Origin of the sequence: Reichenbachiella ulvae (genome assembly GCF_025833875.1) — a bacterium.
In the GTDB taxonomy this organism is placed as follows: Bacteria; Bacteroidota; Bacteroidia; order Cytophagales; family Cyclobacteriaceae; genus Reichenbachiella; species Reichenbachiella ulvae.
Genome location: NZ_JAOYOD010000001.1, coordinates 452,131 through 470,767, shown reverse-complemented (window position 1 = coordinate 470,767; position 18,637 = coordinate 452,131). Strand labels below are relative to the sequence as shown.

The 18,637-nt window shown below is 45.0% G+C and carries 14 protein-coding genes; 7 read left to right on the top strand and 7 right to left on the bottom strand.

Annotated features, from left to right (window positions below; all coding sequences use genetic code 11):
* Nucleotides 1-36: 36 nt before the first annotated feature.
* The gene (locus tag N7U62_RS01630) at nucleotides 37-2,820 is read right to left on the bottom strand and encodes a FlgD immunoglobulin-like domain containing protein (protein WP_264136132.1); all 2,784 of its coding nucleotides are present in this window, start codon (nucleotides 2,818-2,820) and stop codon (nucleotides 37-39) included.
* Between the two features lie 156 nt (nucleotides 2,821-2,976).
* Here N7U62_RS01630 and N7U62_RS01625 point away from each other — a divergent pair, with 156 nt between their 5' ends.
* Both N7U62_RS01625 and N7U62_RS01620 read left to right on the top strand, forming a co-directional pair.
* Nucleotides 2,977-3,909, top strand: a complete 933-nt coding sequence (locus N7U62_RS01625) for a glycerophosphodiester phosphodiesterase (RefSeq protein ID WP_264136131.1) — start codon at nucleotides 2,977-2,979, stop codon at nucleotides 3,907-3,909.
* Nucleotides 3,910-3,912: 3 nt separating this feature from the next.
* Nucleotides 3,913-4,416 (top strand): hypothetical protein, encoded by a 504-nt coding sequence (locus N7U62_RS01620; protein WP_264136130.1) that lies wholly within the window; start codon nucleotides 3,913-3,915, stop codon nucleotides 4,414-4,416.
* 188 nt (nucleotides 4,417-4,604) lie between these two features.
* Here N7U62_RS01620 and N7U62_RS01615 read toward each other — a convergent pair whose 3' ends face one another.
* Nucleotides 4,605-6,188: a SulP family inorganic anion transporter gene (locus N7U62_RS01615; RefSeq protein WP_264136129.1), complete on the bottom strand. Its 1,584-nt coding sequence runs from the start codon at nucleotides 6,186-6,188 to the stop codon at nucleotides 4,605-4,607.
* A gap of 277 nt (nucleotides 6,189-6,465) precedes the next feature.
* On the opposite strand from N7U62_RS01615, the gene fabF reads away from it, so the two are divergent.
* The 5 genes from fabF (at nucleotide 6,466) to N7U62_RS01590 (ending at nucleotide 9,599) form a co-directional block, all read left to right on the top strand.
* Complete coding sequence (gene fabF / locus N7U62_RS01610) at nucleotides 6,466-7,716, top strand: beta-ketoacyl-ACP synthase II (RefSeq protein ID WP_264136128.1); 1,251 nt, start codon at nucleotides 6,466-6,468, stop codon at nucleotides 7,714-7,716.
* 12 nt (nucleotides 7,717-7,728) lie between these two features.
* Entirely contained in the window at nucleotides 7,729-7,890 is a 162-nt protein-coding gene (locus N7U62_RS01605) for a hypothetical protein (RefSeq protein WP_264136127.1), read from the top strand.
* 79 nt (nucleotides 7,891-7,969) lie between these two features.
* A complete protein-coding gene (locus N7U62_RS01600) occupies nucleotides 7,970-8,533 on the top strand; it encodes a PhnA domain-containing protein (RefSeq protein WP_264136126.1) in 564 nt (187 codons plus the stop codon).
* A complete protein-coding gene (locus tag N7U62_RS01595; protein ID WP_264136125.1) occupies nucleotides 8,534-9,109 on the top strand; it encodes a Crp/Fnr family transcriptional regulator in 576 nt (191 codons plus the stop codon).
* 55 nt (nucleotides 9,110-9,164) lie between these two features.
* A complete protein-coding gene (locus N7U62_RS01590) occupies nucleotides 9,165-9,599 on the top strand; it encodes a hypothetical protein (protein ID WP_264136124.1) in 435 nt (144 codons plus the stop codon).
* 473 nt (nucleotides 9,600-10,072) lie between these two features.
* Here N7U62_RS01590 and N7U62_RS01585 read toward each other — a convergent pair whose 3' ends face one another.
* From N7U62_RS01585 to N7U62_RS01565, 5 genes are all read right to left on the bottom strand, one after another.
* Nucleotides 10,073-11,230: a family 10 glycosylhydrolase gene (locus N7U62_RS01585; protein ID WP_264136123.1), complete on the bottom strand. Its 1,158-nt coding sequence runs from the start codon at nucleotides 11,228-11,230 to the stop codon at nucleotides 10,073-10,075.
* Nucleotides 11,223-12,290, bottom strand: coding sequence for a carbohydrate-binding family 9-like protein (locus tag N7U62_RS01580; protein ID WP_264136122.1), 1,068 nt, complete (start codon nucleotides 12,288-12,290; stop codon nucleotides 11,223-11,225). Before N7U62_RS01580 ends, N7U62_RS01585 begins: the two co-directional genes overlap by 8 nt.
* Nucleotides 12,291-12,431: 141 nt before the next feature.
* Entirely contained in the window at nucleotides 12,432-12,968 is a 537-nt protein-coding gene (locus N7U62_RS01575; RefSeq protein ID WP_264136121.1) for an NUDIX hydrolase, read from the bottom strand.
* The gene (locus tag N7U62_RS01570; RefSeq protein ID WP_264136120.1) at nucleotides 12,961-13,329 is read right to left on the bottom strand and encodes a carboxypeptidase-like regulatory domain-containing protein; all 369 of its coding nucleotides are present in this window, start codon (nucleotides 13,327-13,329) and stop codon (nucleotides 12,961-12,963) included. Before N7U62_RS01570 ends, N7U62_RS01575 begins: the two co-directional genes overlap by 8 nt.
* Before the next feature lie 74 nt (nucleotides 13,330-13,403).
* A complete protein-coding gene (locus tag N7U62_RS01565; RefSeq protein ID WP_264136119.1) occupies nucleotides 13,404-18,614 on the bottom strand; it encodes a PKD domain-containing protein in 5,211 nt (1,736 codons plus the stop codon).
* Nucleotides 18,615-18,637: the final 23 nt, after the last annotated feature.

Here is an 18,637-nt window from a genome sequence, read left to right as displayed (position 1 = left end):
ATTACGTGAAAAACATCAAAGGTTTACCACATTGATTCATTTTTTGAAATAAAGCATTTTTCCGGATTTCATTTTGCCCTGATAGTAGATGCGATAGAAATACAAGCCATCGTCCACCGGGCCTCCCACCACATTAGTCCCATCCCAGCTAACTTGCACATCGCCAGCAAATTGTCTTGAATCCAAAATTGATTTGATTAGTTGACCCGAGCTATTCAACACATGAACAACCACACGATCTTCTTCAGGAATTTTGAATTGAATTTTGATGGTTTCCTCAAATGGGTTCGGGTACCCCTTGACAATCTGCAAACCCGATACATCTCCAGATTCGGGAAGCACCGACTCGGGTGTTTCTATGGTCGTCTCAAACACCCCATTGCCATGAGTAGCTACAATAAAAGTCCCATCAGAAGAGCGATAATCCATCATTCTAATCACCGAATTACCAATGGTCTCGTCTCCCTCCTTGACCCAAACAGTCGAAGCACCATTTAGCTCCCTTGTACTGTATAACCCCGTACTGGTCGCAGTAAAATACATCGAACTGCCATCTGCTAAAGGTATGATCTGATTCCAACGAACACTAGGACCGCTCCCACTGCCATCTGGATTTTCCTCTAGATTGCCCCCTACATCTGTAAAGGTCGCCCCACCATCTTCCGAATAAAACAAACTTGGAAAATGGTAGTTGGCATATGAAAATAAAACCTGGTCTGCATTGGACGGGTTCACAGAAACATTGGAGATATAACCACTGGATGGATTTCCCCCTTCATCAGTTACCACATGTTGAAACAGAAAGAAGGTCTCTGCGCTATCTGTATTGGCATAGATGGTCTTAAAAACCGCTCCATAGCTTGTGCCCCAGTAGAGCACATGACCAGGACGTGTGGAAATCGCCATGGCCGAAACGGCACCTACTTCACTTTCGGTACTTTCAATCTTAGACCAGTTGATCGGCGTAGGTTGTTGTTTTCCAGAAGGGACCTGTGAAAGATTGTCATTTCTCCATATTACATTTCCTCCGGCCATATACATACGGTTGAAGTTGTTCGGATCTAAAACAAATGGATTAATGAACAAATAGCCTTCTCCACCTACCGGATCTACCTCAGCAAATGAAACCAGTTCGTTGCTATTGTTGAGCGATAGACGAAAAGTACTCCCCGATTGAAAAGAAGCATACCAATAGGTATCGTTGGGAGTAGTCGCTACATATGAACCATCACCACCCAAAAGGTACCTCCAGGTGGAATTGTCACTACCCAAAATCTTGAGATAGGTGCCATTATCCTGCATGCCACCCAGTGCTTTCAAACTCCCCTCCTGCTGACTCAATGCAATTGTATAAAACTGGGAAGTGACATAGCCCTCATTTTTAGCTGTCCAGCTGACCTTATCCGCAAGATTGTCTCTGGTAAGCCGAACCCCACCGTCGTTGGCCGAAAACATAGTATTCGGATCAGAAGGTAGAAACACGAGTTCATGCTGATCTGGGTGATGTCCAGGATACAAATTCCCCTCTTCAGGTCCTGGATTATAGCCTCCAATCCATCGAGAATTATTGGAAGTAGCAAATCCATCAGATGACCGATAGAGATTGGTCCCTCCAGCGAAAACCACGTTCTCATTTTCTGGATGAACCTTGATCACCATATTGTAAGACTCTTGCGTATCTAAGGAAGGCAAAGTATCCTGAAGCCCAGGCAAATTCATCGATCGATTCTGCCATAGGTTATTTTTTCGTTTCCACAGCTCCAGATCTCTTCCATCACTCAAAGTGTAAATGACCTCCTCATCCGTAGGTGCATAGGCCATAACAGTACGATCATGTCCATCTGACCATTGGGTGGGAGTTATATCAACCCAGTTGTTAGGGGACTCTCTTTGGTAGATGCCTGCATATGCCTGCCGATAGCCCAGAGAAGTAAACGCACTTAAGGCTGCGTATAATGTACCCGATGGGGTCTGAAGCAAACTGGTATAAAAGGGGGCTTCAGAATCATTCAGGTCGGTGATTGGTGGGTCCAGACTTTGTGGATTCAGTAAATCCGGCCCCAAAACTACCTCCCAGCTCACTCCATCATCTTCTGACTTCACCACGCATCCATAGAGTGCAGCATAGATCACACCATTGGGATCTACCTCTATGCTCCAGACATAATTGAAAGGGCTTTCAAAATCTGTCAGTCTGTTATTGCTCGTAGAAGGAAGGATATCCCATGACAACCCACCATCTGTAGATTTGTATATCCCATCTCCCCTATAGGGTGCACCTGTGGCTCTCGGCGAATTGCCTCGCAACTCTCCTGTGCCATAGTACCAAACGTTTTCATGACCGGGTCTTTTGTCTTGTGTTATACAACTGATGCTATTTAATATGGAAGGATGGGTAGTCCTTGTCCAGGAATTGCCCTGATCTGTAGATCGGTACATGCCTCCCGATACACCTCCTGCCAGCAAAACATCTTCATCGGTCACATCGACTGCCAATGCTCTGGTTCTACCTCCTACATTGGCTGGCCCCTTGGCATTCCAGTCCTGAGTCAGTCGACGAGCCTGAGGCTGCTCTGATTGCATCCTGGCTGCATAGGCCAATTGATCATGGTTGATATTGATAGGCAATCTACCTGTGGCAGGATCTACCAGCTGCATCATCTCAAATTCCAATCGAGCCTGAGGATTTTCTTTGCTCCCAATGGCATGAGGTGCTTCTATGCTTACTTCCTCTTGCGTTTCGGGAGCAGTGCAAGAAAAGACCAAGATGAACAAAAAAATCCCAACAGCTGAAGTGAAAGCCCGACACGTTTTTATCATTTTTGCGGATGTTAATCGAAAGTCAGTTTTTAGACGACCGGTAAATTAATAAAACCGCCCTAAAACAGACTGTCGTTCAACATGCAAACCGCATTTTTTATGTTAGCATTGTTGTTGTATTTTTAAGCCGAAAATTTTCATCCATAGAAGCAACATATGAATAGTCGCAACTTTATCTGGTATGCCCTCCCAATGATGTTATTCCTCGCCCTGATGTGGCTTTACGAACCTTGGTTTTACCAGAGATATATCGTGAGTGATGACATAGAGGATATCAAAAAAAGGAACTTTAAAATCGTGGGACACAAAGGTGCCTCTGGAGTGGCTCCAGAAAATACCCTGGCTGCTTTTCAAAAAGCCATGGATATGGGAGCGGACATGGTGGAAATCGATGTACACTATACCAAAGATGGAGAAGTAGTAGTTTTTCACGACGAAGACGTGGACCGTACCACCAATGGCACTGGCAAAATCCACAAATTCACATTGGAGGAAATCAAGCAGCTGGATGCAGGCTCCTGGTTTGGAGATCACGAACAGTATAGAGGTGAAAAAGTACCCACCCTACAAGAAACCCTCGAGCTGATCCATGGCAAAATGGAGTGTGTGATTGATATCAAATCTAAGGGACATGAATTCTATGAAGGGTTTGCCAAACGAGTCATTGAGATAATCGATGAATATGAGGCCAAGGATTGGGCCATCGTTCAAGCCTATGACGAAGCATATCTGGAAGAGGCCTATGAAGCTGACTCTACTGTACAACTCAAAAAAATCATGATGGGTGAAGATGAAACGCATCTACTGGCCTTCTATATCAATGCCAAAAGTTTCACCGATCACCGCGAAAAGCATGAGTTTTACAGCACGATCAATCCACACTATACCACCCTGTCTCAGCGTAGATTATTCAGGTTCAAGGCCAGAGGATACAAGGTGTTTACCTATGTAGTCAACGAACGTGAAGACATGATCAAAATGCTGAACATGGGCGTGGATGGAATCATCACTGACTACCCTGACCGAATGGTTGAGATTCGCAAAGAACTCGAACAACTGGACAAAATCAGAAACCAAGACGAAAATTAAACCTTGGCAAAAAAAAAATACAAAAACGGAGAAGAGTACTATAACAAGATATATACGCTCTTCAACCTCAGTGTGGCTATCACACTCCTACCCTTTGGCTATTTGGTCCTCGAGAAACACAGCGGCGATTTGGTCTCCATGCCCATTGACGAATGGAAACATTGGGTAATCTCATTGCCAGTGGTCATCGCGCTGGGATGGATCATGTGGCGATCGCAGCAGAACTTTAAAGAAGATAAAAAGGCAGCCAAATCAGTGGAAGGCTTGCGAAACAAATTAGACGCCTTTCAGCAGCTTCTCTCTCGCAGGTTTGCTATATATACAGGTATAGGTGCCGTATGCACTATGATGCTTTATCTAACGGGTAGTGGACTATTCATCATGGCTTATGTAGCCTCTATGATCCTTCTATCCCTCAGTCGCCCGACTCTTAACCTAATTATAGACGAATTAGGCCTTAGTGAGGAGGAAGAAAAAATCATCATGGAGAAGAGGGAGATTGAGTAAGTCTGGCTCCTGAGCCTATCTCAATTAACTCCATAACAATTTCTTCTATATTAATTAGTTCAGTAAAAATGTAAGTGCCCAGGCACCATTACAACTAAAAATATTGATCATAGCGGATTCTATCATTGCATAAAAAAGGGGTGTAACCAAACAGTCACACCCCTTTTTCGATTTCAATACTTTATCTCTTATTCAGCGTCATGAACTGCCATATCTGACATTACATAATATCTTGGATCATCTATATCCGTCAGGATGATTTCATCAAACTTAGGATTCGCTTTCATCAAGATGCTCTTGCAGTCAGAACTCAAGTGTTTCAACTTTACCGTTTTCCCAGCTTCTTCATACTTATTCACAATGCTACGGATAGCCTCTACGCCTGAGTGGTCAGACACTTTCGAATCGATAAAATCAATCTCTACTTGATCTGGATCTTCTTTCAAGGTGAATTTAGAATTAAAAGCTGTCACCGAACCAAAAAATAAAGGTCCCCAAATTTCGTACACCTTCGTTCCATCCTCTTTCATAGTCTTACGAGCACGGATCTTAGTGGCATTTTGCCAGGCAAACACCAAAGCAGATACAATCACCCCACAGATCACGGCTATGGCAAGGTCAAAAACCACAGTCACACCCGATACCAGCACCAAAACAAATGCATCTGCAAAAGGAATCTTGTGCATGATACGGAAACTGGACCAGGCAAAAGTTCCGATCACAACCATAAACATTACCCCTACCAATGCAGCAATAGGAATCTGCTCGATGTAGGGAGAAAGGAATAAAATAAACGACAACAACATCAGTGCTGCAACGATACCAGACAATCGACCTCTACCGCCAGAATTGACATTGATCATGGACTGACCGATCATCGCACAGCCCCCCATACCTCCAAAGAAGCCATTGAGGATATTGGCACCACCCTGAGCCACACACTCACGATTACTGCTGCCACGGGTCTCTGTGATCTCGTCTACGAGCGTCAGAGTCATCAGAGACTCAATCAACCCAATTGCCGCCAGGATCGCCGCATAAGGAAAGATAAATTTCAAGGTTGCCCAGGTCAAGGGTATCTGTGGAACCATGAAAGAAGGCAGACCACCTTCTATTCCTTCTCCACCGCTCGCCTGTACAAAAGACTGAACTGTAGCTGTATCTATACCTCCAAAAATTACGATCAACGAAACCACAAGAATGGCTGCCAGTCCTGAAGGAATCTTGTCCGTTAGTTTTGGTAATCCGTACATGATCGCCATGGTCAGTGCCACCAAACCGAGCATTACCATGAGATCAGACATTTCCAACCACTCTCCTCCGCTCTTGAACATCCCTAACTGAGAGAGAAAAATCACGATCGCCAGACCATTGACGAATCCAAGCATCACAGGATGAGGAATCAAACGCACGAACTTACCGAGCTTGAACACCCCTGCTAAAATCTGCAGTAAGCCCATCACAATAAGTGTTGCAAATAGGTACTGAACACCGGCATTTTCTACGCCCGGCATCATTTCATTACCTTCTTTGACCAGCGAAACCATCACTACCGCGAGAGCGCCAGTCGCTCCTGAGATCATACCTGGTCTACCACCGAAAAGAGCTGTAACCAGTCCGACCATAAATGCCCCATAGAGTCCTATCAGCGGATCTATCCCTGCTACAAAGGCGAATGCCACTGCCTCAGGTACCAGCGCGAGCGCTACGGTGATCCCAGAAAGAATATCATTTTTTGGGTTGTGAGTTAATTTTTTGATCAAATTCATCATCTTATTTGTGTGCGTTTGCTAAAAACAAGCCGCAAATCTAGCAAGCCTAGCCGTCAAACACAGGCTTTACCTCAAAATCTCAAACTTTTAGGAAAATTACCGAGGGATCATAAAGTAAAAAGAAGATGAAAAGATGGAATGACTTGTTGTCTCTACTAATTAGTCAATCTCCCATTAACCATTAACTTCAAAAGACACTATGTTTGCAGCCGAAATTTTGGAAAGGCCAGAATGCGAACCGCTGAACATCAAAGCATCGGCCCTAAACAAATAGCACATGTCAGAGAGAAGAGTAGTTGTAACAGGAATGGGTGCCGTCACGCCCCTAGGAAATGATGTCAAAACCTTTTGGGAAAACGCAGTAAAAGGCACAAGTGGTGCAGGACGCATCACCCATTTCAATCCCGAAAAATTCAAAACCCAATTCGCATGCGAGGTAAAGGGCTTTGATCCTAAGTTGAGACTAGACAGAAACGAAATCAAAAGAACCGACCTATATGCCCAATATGGAATCGACGTAGCTGCACAAGCCATCGAAGATTCAGGATTCGAATTTGACAAGATGGATCCTTTCGATGTAGGCGTGATCTGGGGTACCGGTCAGGGAGGACTCGAAACCCTGGAAAAGGAAGTTCAAAGCTATACGGCCAGAGATTATGACCCACGATTCAATCCTTTTCTGATCCCAAAGATGCTATCCAATATGGCAGGTGGTATGATCGCACTTAAGTACGGTTATATGGGCATCAATTACTCAGCAGTGTCCGCCTGTGCGACCTCCAATACGTCTATCATGGACGCCTTCAATTACATCAAGTTGGGCAAAGCTAAAATCATCATTACAGGAGGGTCAGAAGCAGGTGTGACTGAAGCTTCAATTGGTGGATTCTCTGCCATGAAGGCACTTTCTACTAGAAACGACTCTCCAGCAACGGCTTCTCGTCCTTACGATCCAGACCGGGACGGGTTCGTGATGGGCGAAGGTGGCGGTGCGCTGGTATTGGAAGATTATGAACATGCCAAAGCACGCGGAGCGCACATCTATGCTGAGCTGGCTGGCTCGTCTATGACCAACGATGCCTACCATATGACTGCTACCCATCCAGAAGGACTGGGTGCCTACAAGGCCATGCAGTTGGCACTCAATGAAGGAAAAATCAACCCATCGGAAGTAGACTATATCAACACTCACTCTACCTCTACTCCGGTCGGTGACATCAGCGAGCCTGCTGCCATTCGCAGGTTGATGGATGGTCATACCAACAATGCTTCCATCAGCGGAACCAAATCCATGACAGGCCACTTATTAGGAGCCGCTGGGGTAGTCGAAGCGATTTTGAGCATTCAGGCCATCAGAAACAACATCGTACCTCCTACGATCAATACCGATAGCATCGATCCGGAGATCGGAGATGATTTAGATATTGTGATCAAAGAGGCAAAGGAAAAGGAAATCAAAGTAGCCATGAGCAACACCTTTGGTTTCGGTGGGCACAACGGAATCGCTGTGTTCAAGGAGTTCAAATAAGCATACTAGCCATTGGCTTTTAGCTCTTTGCTAATAGCCAATGGTATTTTGCACAATGTCACGAACCAACCTTTGCGTGGAGGAAAAAGCTACTATCGGACGGATAAGAAGAAGGAATGGACACGTCCTCCCCATGGCTATCGCATGTATGTGGATGCTGAAGTTTTGGAGTAGCTAGCAGCCTTAATTCTTTCATGTCATTTCAAATCGCTATTGAAACTGATATCTTTGCTGCCCATTTAATATAACAGACATGAAAGAAGCATTAGAAGAAAGAAGCGGATCCAAGTGTGAACTATGTAGCGCGCCCATAGACTTGCAGACCTATGTAGTATCTCCAAAATCCGGTCAGGACATTTCTGAAAATGCTTATCTCTGCACCATCTGCATCGAGCAAATTGACAATCCAGAGAAGATCGACCCCAATCACTGGCACTGCCTCAATGAAAGCATGTGGAGTGAAGTTCCTGCAGTACAGGTGCTGGCCTGGCGCATGCTCCGCCAATTGAACAACGAGGGATGGGCACAAAACCTAATTGACATGCTCTTCCTCGACGAAGAAACGGAAGCCTGGGCTAAATCTGGCATGTCCGACGGAGAAGCCATCAAACACGTCGACAGCAACGGCGCTCAGCTATCAGCTGGAGACTCTGTGGTACTGATCAAGGACCTGAATGTGAAAGGGGCCAACTTCACCGCCAAGCGCGGCACAGCTGTTCGTAACATTACACTAGATCCAGACAATGCCACCTACATCGAAGGCAAAGTCAACGGCCAGCAGATCGTTATCTTGACACAGTACGTGAAGAAAAGCTAATTGGAGGCCATCCGGAAAATACTGAGAGAAGTACTGGACATCACACCGGATGAGTGGGATTACTTCAGTTCACATCTCAAACAACAGCAGCTATCTGCCAAACAATTTCTTGTGAAGACGGGGCAAATCGCCCGACAGATTGTTTTCATAGATCAGGGATTGCTGCGCAGCTATCACTACCTAAATGGCAAGGAAGTGAACACCTACTTTGCCTGCGATGGGCAGTTCATTTCCGCATATGCGAGCTTCATCTCCCAGACGGCATCTGCAGAAAACGTGGAAGCAATGGAGGATTGCCAGCTGTATTCACTCAGCCACCAGGCTTTACAAGACTGCTATGATAGATTTCCTCGGTTCGAAAAGCTGGGGCGCTATCTTGCGGAACAAACTTACCTCTGCGTGATCGAACGCACCCACTTGATGCAAACACGTACGGGTAGAGAAAAGTACGAACACTTTATAGCCAGCTACCCAAGTAAAATCGTGCAGTCCCTCCCCCAACACATGATTGCGAGTTTCCTGGGAATGGCTCCTGAATCGCTCAGCAGGATTCGGCGCGAGCTCAGCATTTCTTAACATTTGTCAAGGGAAAGCTTCCCTGCATCAGGTTCTTTTGTCAAAAAAAAGAATCATGAAATACATCCAACTAGTAAAAGCCAGTGCGTGGTACGATTTGATTGTCACCGCTCCATTCGCTCTTCCATTTACCGCCAAGTTGACGGTAGAACTAATGGCTCAAATTGACCAATCCATGAACCTGGGAGGATATGTCCCTACATTCGAACCCTTCCACTTCATTTTCACCAACCTATTAGGGTCTCTGGTGATTATTTGGTCCGTCATTAGGATCCGACACTCCCATGCTGTCATGGGACTCTATGATGCGATTTGTCGAATGTTCTTTGCCTCGCTCATGATGTACTATTTATTCCTGTACCAGGCCACTCCAGTCATTTACTTCTTCTTAATTCCCGAACTTTTATGGGGGATAGCTCAGTTCTGGGGATATTTTGGATCTGATGAATCAAAAAGAAATCAGGGAGCTGCACTACAGAGAGTGATATAAAAAAAATAGAGTTGCGATATCGGTTCGATTCGCAACTCTATCCTTAATGCCCTTTTGAAATTACTATATTTGGTCACACAAAGGGTCTCAGAAAAATGGAGTAAGCCTATAGGTAATTGGAAAGAGGCTTTCGCTCAATTAGCTATTATTTATCAAGATAGATTAGATATTAATTAACAATGACACAGTTCACTGAATAGCCCCATTAGATATTAATTAACAATGACACAGTTCACTGAATAGACCCCGTCAACAATCTGCATATACCTCTCGGAGCCTTGCATAGTCCCCTCCGACCTCTGCACAAAGCGCTCATTCCTTTGCATACAACACTCATCAGTCTGCATAAAGCCCTCGACAGTCTGCTCAGTCATCTCCAACGTTTGCACAGTCGTCACAATTGTCTGCATAAACATCTCCTAGGTCTGCACGAAGCGCTCGGAGCTATGCACAGAGAACTCTGCAGTCTGCAACTACGATTTTGAAGCCTTCACCACCTTCTTCAGAGCAGCGAAGTGATCATCCGTCATGCTACCCAAAGCAAAGGTGGAAATCCCTTTACCTCCTCCCTGTATCGAGAGCTCATAGGTCTTAGCCAACTCTTCTGGACTAAGGGAAGGAACAAATACACCGCCATAAACGGGCTTCTTTTTCTCCATTCTACCGAGGGCGGCTTCCACATGATGACGGACAAAATCAATGTCTTTATTGTAGAAATTGTGATAAAGCATGGGCAGAAACGCATCCAGATCCCAGGTATGCCACTCCTGTCGTACATTCTTCCAGTTAGGGAATACGGCTGCTGTGACCTTCTTATCAAACTTTTTCGCTTCTGGAAGTAAAATCCCATTCACAAGATTCGAAACACTGTCATAACGAAACTGTCTCCACTCTGAATGGGCAGAAGGATCCTCCAGATCAGTCAGTGGATCAATTCCTGTTTGCTCTTTGAAACTTTGTCTACAAATCTCAGAATAACTGTAATCATACTCAGGATACTCTCGGTCCTGGACGATGTTGTACTTAGGTTGCAAGGCTTCAGCCAGGATCACATCAGGCAATCGAACATAGTCCAGATGCACCCCATCGATCTCCTTGATTTGAGCCAGTGAATGGACATTCTCTCTGATAAAATTCTGCGCTTCGGGATTACAGGGATCTAAAAACTTGTAGTAATCCACATAGGCCGGATGAGTCGCGGCAGACTGACCTAATCCATTGACCGCATACCAATCCGGATGCTCGCTTACGATTTTCTTATTGTTACAAGGCATGGTCCACATCCAGGCATGAAATTCCAATCCCAAATCCTGACATATCGGCAACACCTGTCCAAGCAGATCTTCCTCTACATCCAAACGATCGGTATCGAAGTACGCATGATCTCCGTTGTACACTTCTAACAGGATGGCGTCTATCCCTGATTCTTTGGCTTGTGTGAGTCTCTTTTTCCAATCATCTAGTTTCCACTCGTGATTAGGAGTCGCCCACGACCAGTTTTTCAAATCTGCATCTACCGGTGATTCTGATACTTGCTTACTTGCAGGCATACACGCTTCGATCAGCCAGGACGAACTAGCCAATCCAACTGTACCCTTCGCCAATTGCTTGATAAACTTTCTTTTATCCATTCTTCGCTTCTTTTTGAGTTGACTTCCAGGTCCGTCCCTCACTGTTGATATGCCAGGTCCCTAAGGCAGGATCGTCAATGATGGCTTCAAAGCTGGACGGAGTGAAAGAAATTGAAATTGATTGATACGTTTGGGTTAGGCCGAGTTGATTCAAATCATCACTGTATCGGCCTTTCTGTTGGTAGTAGTTTTTCTGCGCTTGATAGATGGCGCGTAGTTCCATTAGGATCTCAAAATCTTTGGGCACGCTTGCTTCTTCCTTTTGATTCACAAAACTGACATAGCCCCAGGTCTCAGGCTGATGCATGGCGATGACTCCCTGAGGAGACCATACCCAGTTGTATTCAGGATATGGCTTTCCAGTTTGAGGATTAACCTGTTTCTGGTATTCCCCATTCACTGCTTCGGTACGCCAATTGACGCGAGAGAAGTTGATTCGCCAGTGATCGCCAACGGCAGGTCTTTGACCATCGATGGCAGCCTCCTCTAGCACCGCCCACGGCAGTGCCAACTCCAGAGTCCACCCTTCATCCGTATCGCCTGGATCATTGAGTGTTCCATTTAGAACGATCCCTTTTTTCAGACCTTGAATATCCCATGCATCGACAGCAGGGCCGCCATCTCTGTAAGGTTTGACCAGCATCAGATCCCAATCTGTCCCCAATGCATTGACCTCCAGTTCGTAGTATTGATGGGTATCTCCATCAGGATCGATAAATACCTCAAAATCATTTTCATGAAAAATGATCATGTCCTTTTGATCATAGGTTGCCCAAAGATGAGGTTCCTCCATCTCCGCAGCTATGTAGAGGTAATCTTCATCCCATAGCATTTTCATTCGGGTTCTATAGAGCGGAGCTGGTTTTGCTTCCCCTTCTATATCCACAAAATCAGCACTCCATTCGACTCTTTGCCAATCAGGTTCATCAATCGATCCGTCTATATTGATGGTTTCATTAGCACTTAGAGCAAGGTAATGTTGGGGATGGGGGTGTTGGGCCTGGATGGACCAAATGGTGAACAGAAATAATACACTGAGGATTTGCGAAAACTTAAACATACTGGTTTTTACGATTGATGTGAGGTAGAATTCTCCGAATTCTACTATTCACAATCAAAGTAAAACCCCAGGAACAGGTCTCAAATTAATTTCGCTAAATGGTAGGTATTTCAATCCCAATGCAGGAAAAAAGGACTTTGCTTAGGCAAACATTTTGTCCCGCATGCGCAAGATAGATCTCTCTCCTCCGACGTAAGATTCCAATTGGTCCAAAGGAATCCAGGCCAGGTCGTGTGACTCCTCGTTTTTTTTGATACGATCGGGGTATTTGGCTACAAACGCGAATCGAATATCAAAATGCTCGTGTTCTGGATCGGATTTGCGAGCTGGGATGCTATGAATATCGAGATCAAATATCCCTTCTTGCAGGAGAATCACATCCTCCAGACCGGTTTCTTCTTCCAGTTCCTTTTGTGCCACACGAATCACATCCTCATCGCCATCGGCATGCCCACCCGGCTGGAGCCATCGATCCAGTTTTCGATGGTGCAGCAAAAGCACCTCATCGCCAGCAGGGTTTACTACCCAGGCAGAAGCCGTGATATGCCCAATCGCCAAACTACGTTCAAAACAGTTTTCAATCAAAAGGAGGTCCAAAAACCTCCCTTTCATTTCCATTTCTTCCGCATGTTCGGATTGATAATTCTCAATCTGTGATATTAACTCTGCTCTATTCAATGATCGTATTTACTTTATTGATTCTTCCTTCCTGAAGCGGTGAAGTCAATACACCCGCCCCTATGTTACTTTTATCCTCTTTGATGGCATGCACATAATAAGGCTTAGGATCTAAGCCCTTGAAAGTAACCTTACCCTCTGCATCGGTGGTATCTGTTGGTACCACACGGTTGGTCTCTGCTCGATAATCTTCTTTGGTAGAAAACAAGGTCACCGCAGTTCCTGGAACTGGGTTCCCTAACTCATTTAACACTGTGATTTTTAGTTTGGTCGGCAAGAATTTCAATTCAGCAGGCTGAAAAGAAGCCGATAACATCAAAACAAAAATCCACAATACAGTCTTTGAAAAATACTTTTCCATGTAAACTTTAAGTTGTTTCAGGACTGTTATTTCCATTTCCGTGCCAAAATTATAAAAAACTGAAAAATAGGAGATTAACGTAGCAAAAGAACTCCACCTCTTTGTTGAATTCTTCCTCTCTCCGGCTGAAGGGAACTTTCGAAAGTCATGACATAAGCAAATGTCCCTTGAGGCAGTAATTGACCTCTATAGTATCCATCCCACCTGAACTCCAAATCTGTAGAATAATAAACCAATTCTCCCCATCGAGAATAAATCTTAATTTCGAAATTAGTCACATAGTCGTTCGGATATACAAAGAAAGTATTGTTGACTCCATTGGGTGCAAAAGCATTCGGCGCATTGATAATCGGTGCACAATTGTCAAAAACCTCAACAATATCCGTGATACAGGTAAAACCATTGCCCAAAGTCACCTCATAGACACCAGGAGTGGTAGCGGTGTAGATTCGATCCGTTCCCAATACCTCCGTATCATTCACGATATTCCATGAATAGGAAGTAAAAAAGCCTGCATCCAAATCCACCTGACTATTAGTTGGGTCTGGATCCTGACTACAGAAAGACTCATTCTGAGGCAAAATCAATTGATCTTCATCGATCGGAATCACTGCAATGTCAATACTGGCATCAGCCTGACAGGAGCTCAGATCAGAAGCCACATTGACAGAGTAATTTCCGCTTTCGGTAATATCTATTTCAGCGCCAGATGTGGTGATCACATCACCATTCAAATCTGTCCAGGTAAAAGTCACATCCTCTGTGATATTGGCAAATGCACTTAAACTCACTGCACCATTTTCTTCACAATTCGGATCAGAAGCAATGAATACTGTCAGCTCATCAAAGACTTGCACATCCGTCGAAACGGTATTGACACACCCTGAGCCCTGATCTAATACAGACAATTCATAAGTTCCAGAGCTGACCACCGCCCTTTGTGCGGTGAGGTTTCCATTGTCCCATCGGTAAGCGGCATTGCCTACCAGAGGATTGGTCACATCAGCAACCAACGTCAAACTACCGTCGCATTCATTCCCTTGTACATCAATGGCTATTTGTGGGAGTGCATTTTGGGTAACTCTCACGGTCTGCGTATAGTCGCAGTAACCTGTGCCCGAAGAGGTCACCGTATAGGTACCACCAGAACCTACTACGATAGAATCTCCTTGCGCTGAACCAATGATATCCGAACCAGACCAGGTATAAAGTATCGGATCAGCCGCATTGACAGTGATTGGAAGTATTCCGATCTGACCTTCATCTCCACAAATAAACTGTGGCGCTACCGTAAAGTCCGCTAAATCGTTTCCACTTAGAACAATATCATTTAATGCTCCCGTACACACATTACCCAAGGCATCCATTCCCTGAACGACGAGATTATAAGTTCCTGAATCGAGACTCGTAATACTAAACTGATTGGAAGCGTCCAAAGTAGCAGTAGAGGAGAAAATCACATTACCTACCTGATCCAGCAAATCATAATCTACTGCAGTCGAAATCGGCGCATTGACCGTCACCTGCAGCTCTCCATCTCCAGGACAACCCGGAACAGGAACTACATCCAAAGTAAAAGTTCCTCCATCAATCACATTAGCCTGCTGGTTATTAGCACAGCCAGTAACTGTATTGGTCACATTGATCACATAAGCACCACCGCTCAAAGCGTTCGACAACTGCGTATCGCCTGAAGGTCCGGTAATAGGTGTAGTCAACAGACTCACTGGGCCTGCTAGTGCATAGGTAAAGCTACCCGCATCGGTAATGTCAATATTGATGGCTCCATCCGTAGCTCCACAGCCAGTAGTTGGTGTTGTGGTAAAGGTATAGTTCGGGAAGTTTTGAACGGTCAATTCAATTTCATCCACTGTTCGACAGTCGAAAATATCCACTACTTCCACCTCATACACATAGGTACCCGGCACAGAGGTATCCACCGTCTGCTGAGCCAGATTATTTCCTGTATCGGTACCATCTAGGGTCCATGTAAACTGCGACCCGGGATTCTGGGCATCCAAAGGACCGAAAGGCACATCCTGGCAGATAAACTGATCAGGCCCCAAATTGACAATTGGGCTGGTGTCATCCACAAATGATTCTCTAGGCTCAGATTGACAACCGGTCGTATCGGTGATAAACACACTGATCAGGCTAGCTTGTGAAACGGTAATTTGTCTCGTAGTATCCCCTGTTGACCATGTATAGCTAAAAGCTGCGGTGTCCGTAGGCCAGGCCTCCAAGGTCACAGGACCATTACATAGTGTCACTGCATCCAATACAGTAGGTGCGGTTGGAATTGCGTAAACATCGACCGGCTGTAAAAAGGTCGTATCCAAACCACATCGATTCATAATTCTCAATGACGTATTGTAGGTGCCTGGCAGGTTATAAACGTGGGTAGTGTCTTCTACATCAGCAAATGTTCCATCATCAAAGGTCCAGAGATAGGTATCAATGATAGAGGTTCCTGAACCATCAAATTCAGCCTCCTGACCCAAACAAGCATTGGTAATAACTGCTCCGGGATTCATCAAAGGCAATGGAACTGACTGGGCAAAATTGGGAAGTCCTAAACGGCTGGTTCTGCCTGCCAAATCAAAACCATCCTCCACAAAACCTGCCGATGCATCGTCTCCAGATGGATTATTGATTGTAGCAAGTGTACCTTGTCCATCGACAGCCATGTAGATGATTCCGTCCGCACCAGTCTGTAAAGCGCCATATTGTAAGCTGGCACTAGAACCTAATTCAAATTTCGTCGCTTCAATATCTGCTTCCGCAGTTGGTGCCTGAATACTATCCAAATCGTACTGAAGCAATTTGGATCCATTAGAATTCGTACTGATATATAATTTTTCAGCTCCGGCAGAAAACTCGACTCCATAAACCAGTGCAGGAGCAGGTTCTTGAATATTGATCTTAGCAACCTGAGAAATACCCCCAGTCAAACTATCGATTTCAAAAAGCTCGACGTAATTTTCGGTGGTCTCCTGAATGGCCATGGCGATATACTGACCCGCCTGAGCAATTTGAAGCTCCGCCGTTCCCATTTTTTCCTCATCCCACCGGAGTACGCTACCCGCAGCAGAGGTCAGGGGCTCACCAATACCCGACACAGAGATTGGATAGGATTTGAACTGGTTGTTTCCATACTCGTGGGTAATCAGATAAGTAAAACCCTGGCCAACTCCTAAAGCGGTCATTCGCTCAGAGCTATTGGTATAGAAAGGTAAATTCTTTTGCACTACAGCACCCCGCATCAAGTCCAGTTTCATATCCACCACCGAATACCTCATATTGAAGGTATTGTCTCCATAGACAGGATCAGTAGTAAAAATATAATAGGTCGTCGTATCCTGCGGCAGTGGTACTATCATGGCTCCTTGCATGGAGGTGTTGTCCCCGCCAATATTGGTTCCATTGGGCATCACATTATGTTCCCGATTCCAAACCGTCTCTCCATCTGTATAAAACAACAAATCCCCATTGAGATCAGACACCGAAGAAGCCGCCTGTGGGGAATTGATCTGGTTGTCGTCGGTGATGGCCACCGTACCTGCAGGGTCATTAAAATCAATACCTGCCTGCTCACCAAAGTACCATTGGTTTCTGAACTGAGACTGATCCTCGTAGGTTACCACCTGAACATAGCCGTAATTCATACAGCCAGCTGGAGTCTCGATAGCCACAGAAAAAGTGCCCGTCGTATCTACCTCTATGGTTTGGGTTGTTTCACCCGTATTCCAGGCGTAGCTCAGTGCCCCATCTCCTGCATCGTAGGTAAACACCTCTCCAGGACATCTTACCGTATCCATCCCTAGATCAATGATCAGGTCCAATTCGTTAATAGTAACATTTTGCGTATAGGTTTCTTCAACCCCATTGAGGGTCACGGTGAGGGTAACGGGATAGGTCCCTGCTCCGCTAAATACATGTACTGGTGATGGACCTGTCAGCGTCGTATCTCCGCCCATGTCCCAAACATAACTTTCGGGAGTCGGCTCAACCACAGACATAAACTTGGTCTTTTGAGTCGTACAAGTATCATAATAGACAAAGCCTACTGAATCAAACTCTTCGAAATGCTCACCAGCAAAGGCTGGGAATTGACGACCATTTATATTGCTTGGTGTAAAGGCCAGGCTATCATAACCTACATTGAAGGCCAAACTATCTTCATGATAGGTACTATCAGCCTCTGTAATCACACCGATCTCAAAAGCATCCCCACTAGACTGTTGATACAAGTGATAAATATTCTGATCTGGTCCTCTTTGGATTCCGTAGCTTCTAAATACAGGTTGAAAGAGAATGGAATTAACCGTAGCGACCGGATCATTGAAATCAAATTGATACAAATCCCCAAACTCTCCTGCATCTCCAAATCGAGTAAAATACAACTGATTTCCTGAGGCAGACCACTCTACATCGTAGATAGACTCCCCTGCTGCATCTGCATTTCCAGTATTCAGGATGCTTCTATTAAAAGCCAAAACACCCGTCGCTACATCAAAATCAAGGATATAAATATTTCTGTTTGGATCTCGAGGAGCCACAGCTATTCGTCCATTGACTGCATCATAGGCAAAACTGGCAGTTTCGTATGCCGGATCAGTAGCTGTATCAAAATTGAAATTGGTAGTCGCTCCAACCCCTGTAGTACTACTAATAGCTGTAACGCGATAATCATAGGTATTTCGATCCTGCGTGATCAACCAGTAGTTATCAATATTCTGCCGGATCATAATCATACCCTCCGCGGGATCGGTCAGACCCGTACTGGTGTTAGTACTGACAATATCTCCCAAAGCTGGTTCTCCACCTGCCGCATTTCCGGGCAAAGTGCGATCTACAATACTATATTGAATCTCATTGACCCCTGCACTTCCCGAATTGGTAAAAATATAATACTGTCCAGTAGAGTATGGCAATGGAAAAACAACTGCAGATCGATTGATCGAGGGATTACCGTTGAGTAGTGGATTACCTGGTAGCGTAGCGTGATTGGCATCATAGATTCTTTCGCCATCAGTATAGAACAAAAGATCTCCTGTCACTGGATCCGAAATGACTGCTCCCCCTCCGATTCCAAAAGGAGTGGTCATAAAATCATCCAACTGAGCCCGTGCGTCTGACTTATTGAAGGTGATCATTCCATTGGAATTCCCAAAAAGCCAATTGTATTCCGAATAGTTCTGAACCTGAGCATTTGATTCATAGCCGAAAAGCCAAAGGAAAACCATCAGCATCCAGACAAATGACGGATTCAGGCGGTTTTTCATGTTTCTTTCTCTACTCAAAGCTG

What these genes read in the sequence shown, in the direction of transcription:
- N7U62_RS01565 (WP_264136119.1), bottom strand. Translation starts at nt 18,614, where the DNA reads ATGAAAAACCGCCTGAATCCGTCATTTGTCTGGATGCTGATGGTTTTC.
- fabF (WP_264136128.1), top strand. Translation starts at nt 6,466, where the DNA reads ATGTCAGAGAGAAGAGTAGTTGTAACAGGAATGGGTGCCGTCACGCCC.
- N7U62_RS01585 (WP_264136123.1), bottom strand. Translation starts at nt 11,230, where the DNA reads ATGGATAAAAGAAAGTTTATCAAGCAATTGGCGAAGGGTACAGTTGGA.
- N7U62_RS01625 (WP_264136131.1), top strand. Translation starts at nt 2,977, where the DNA reads ATGAATAGTCGCAACTTTATCTGGTATGCCCTCCCAATGATGTTATTC.
- N7U62_RS01615 (WP_264136129.1), bottom strand. Translation starts at nt 6,188, where the DNA reads ATGATGAATTTGATCAAAAAATTAACTCACAACCCAAAAAATGATATT.
- N7U62_RS01600 (WP_264136126.1), top strand. Translation starts at nt 7,970, where the DNA reads ATGAAAGAAGCATTAGAAGAAAGAAGCGGATCCAAGTGTGAACTATGT.
- N7U62_RS01630 (WP_264136132.1), bottom strand. Translation starts at nt 2,820, where the DNA reads ATGATAAAAACGTGTCGGGCTTTCACTTCAGCTGTTGGGATTTTTTTG.
- N7U62_RS01580 (WP_264136122.1), bottom strand. Translation starts at nt 12,290, where the DNA reads ATGTTTAAGTTTTCGCAAATCCTCAGTGTATTATTTCTGTTCACCATT.
- N7U62_RS01570 (WP_264136120.1), bottom strand. Translation starts at nt 13,329, where the DNA reads ATGGAAAAGTATTTTTCAAAGACTGTATTGTGGATTTTTGTTTTGATG.
- N7U62_RS01590 (WP_264136124.1), top strand. Translation starts at nt 9,165, where the DNA reads ATGAAATACATCCAACTAGTAAAAGCCAGTGCGTGGTACGATTTGATT.